Origin of the sequence: Ectothiorhodospira shaposhnikovii, assembly GCF_016584105.1 — a bacterium.
In the GTDB taxonomy this organism is placed as follows: domain Bacteria; phylum Pseudomonadota; class Gammaproteobacteria; order Ectothiorhodospirales; family Ectothiorhodospiraceae; genus Ectothiorhodospira; species Ectothiorhodospira shaposhnikovii.
The window spans coordinates 1-1,648 of record NZ_NRSM01000081.1 but is presented as its reverse complement, the minus strand read 5'-3'; the positions used below and the strand labels follow the sequence as shown (position 1 = coordinate 1,648).

Below are 1,648 nucleotides of genomic sequence, written 5' to 3'. Positions count from 1 at the left end.
CGGCGGCTGTCAAGGTGGTTGGAACCCGGGTCATGCAGCCTCTAATGAAGCACGAGGATCATTTTGAATTTCAGGGTTGAGCCACACCGGACCCACCGGCGTCCAGTTACGGGTCTCACCGGACCAGCGCTCGGGGTTGACGGCACGGGCAGCCTGGTAGAGCTGGTGACGGCGCGCCAGGATGTCGTGATCCAGGCCTCGATGACGTTCGTCAGGCGTGACATAACGGATGCCACTGTGGCGATGCTCATGGTTGTACCATTGGACAAAGTGATGGACCCATTCACGGGCCGCCACAAGGCTCTCAAAGCCCTTCGCCGGATAGTCGGGGCGGTACTTGCAGGTGCGGAACATCGCCTCGGAGAAGGCGTTATCGTTGCTCACGCGCGGCCGACTGAAAGAAGGATTGATCTCGAGCTTTTGCAGGGTGGCCAACAGCGTGGCGCCTTTCATGGCCCCGCCGTTGTCAGCATGCAACTTGGGGGGCGCATGGCAACACTGTTCCCGGAGCACGGCCCGTCGGATCAGGATGCTGCTGTTGTTGGCATTCTCCGACGCAAAGACCTCACTATCCACGATTTTGCGGCTGTAGATGTCGATGATCATGTACAGGTAGTAGAACTGGCCTCGCACGGCTGTGGGCAGGTAGGTCACATCCCAACTCCATGTTTGCAGCGGCCCATCCGCCCGATGTCGCGGCGGTGGACCGGGTTGCCGGGGCGGCGCCATGCGCCCCCGGTGATGCTGTTCGTTGGCGTCGTGCAGAATCCGGTAGAAGGTGGATTCCGAGGCCAGGTAAGTACCCTGGTCGGCCAGGCGTGCAACGATCTGAGCCGGCGGCAGACTGGCAAACTCGGGCTGATGACACACGTCCAGTACCGCCTGGCGCTCGGCATCGCTCAAGGCCTTCGCGGGCTTGGGTCTGACGGCATCAGGCCGCTTGTCGTGACCACCGGCAGCCCAGCGCCGGTAGGTGTTCAGTCCAATGCCCAACTCGGCACAGGCGCTTTTCAGACGCGCTCCAGCAGCGCGGGCCTCATTGACCAGTTCAACAACTTGCTGGCGATCCGTGGCACTGGTCATTCTTCCTCTTCCCCCCAGATCGCTCGGGCCTTTTTTCGCAAGGTCAGCAGCGCTGCCGTTTCCGCCAGGGCCGCTTCCTTGCGCCTGAGTTCCTTCTGCAGATCCCGGCTGCGCTTGCGCTCCTGCTTGAGCTCTTCGCTCTCCCGGCGTGACGCCGCCTTGGCCCGTTCATTGGCGCCCTCGCAGCTTTGCCGCCAGCGCCGGATCTGTTCCGGGTATAGACCACGCTGGCGACAGTACTCCGCCAGCTCTGCTTCACTGAGCGCGGCGGTCTCCAGCACCGCGTTGAACTTGTCACGGGAACTCCAGCCTTCCGAGTCGGCCCCGCTCTCGGGCAGGAGCTGGCCATCATCACGGGCCTGCTTCCGCCACAGATACAAGGTGGCCGCGCTGATCCCTTCTTCCTCTGCCACCTCGGAGATGGGCCGGTTGTTGGGCGGGAACAGCTTCTTGAGCACTGCTTCCCGGCGTTCTTCGGAGTACTTCATCGGAACCCTCTCGTCGCCCCCTTCAGGGTTTAAGATTCTAACAGCAGGTCAGGTTCCAACTACTTTGCCAGCGGGGG

Annotated in this window: 1 pseudogene; it reads right to left on the bottom strand. The window is 62.3% G+C overall.

Going from position 1 to position 1,648, the window contains the following annotated elements:
- Positions 1 to 30: 30 nt before the first annotated feature.
- Positions 31 to 1,571: pseudogene (locus CKO35_RS17470) on the bottom strand (IS3 family transposase).
- Positions 1,572 to 1,648 lie beyond the last annotated feature (77 nt).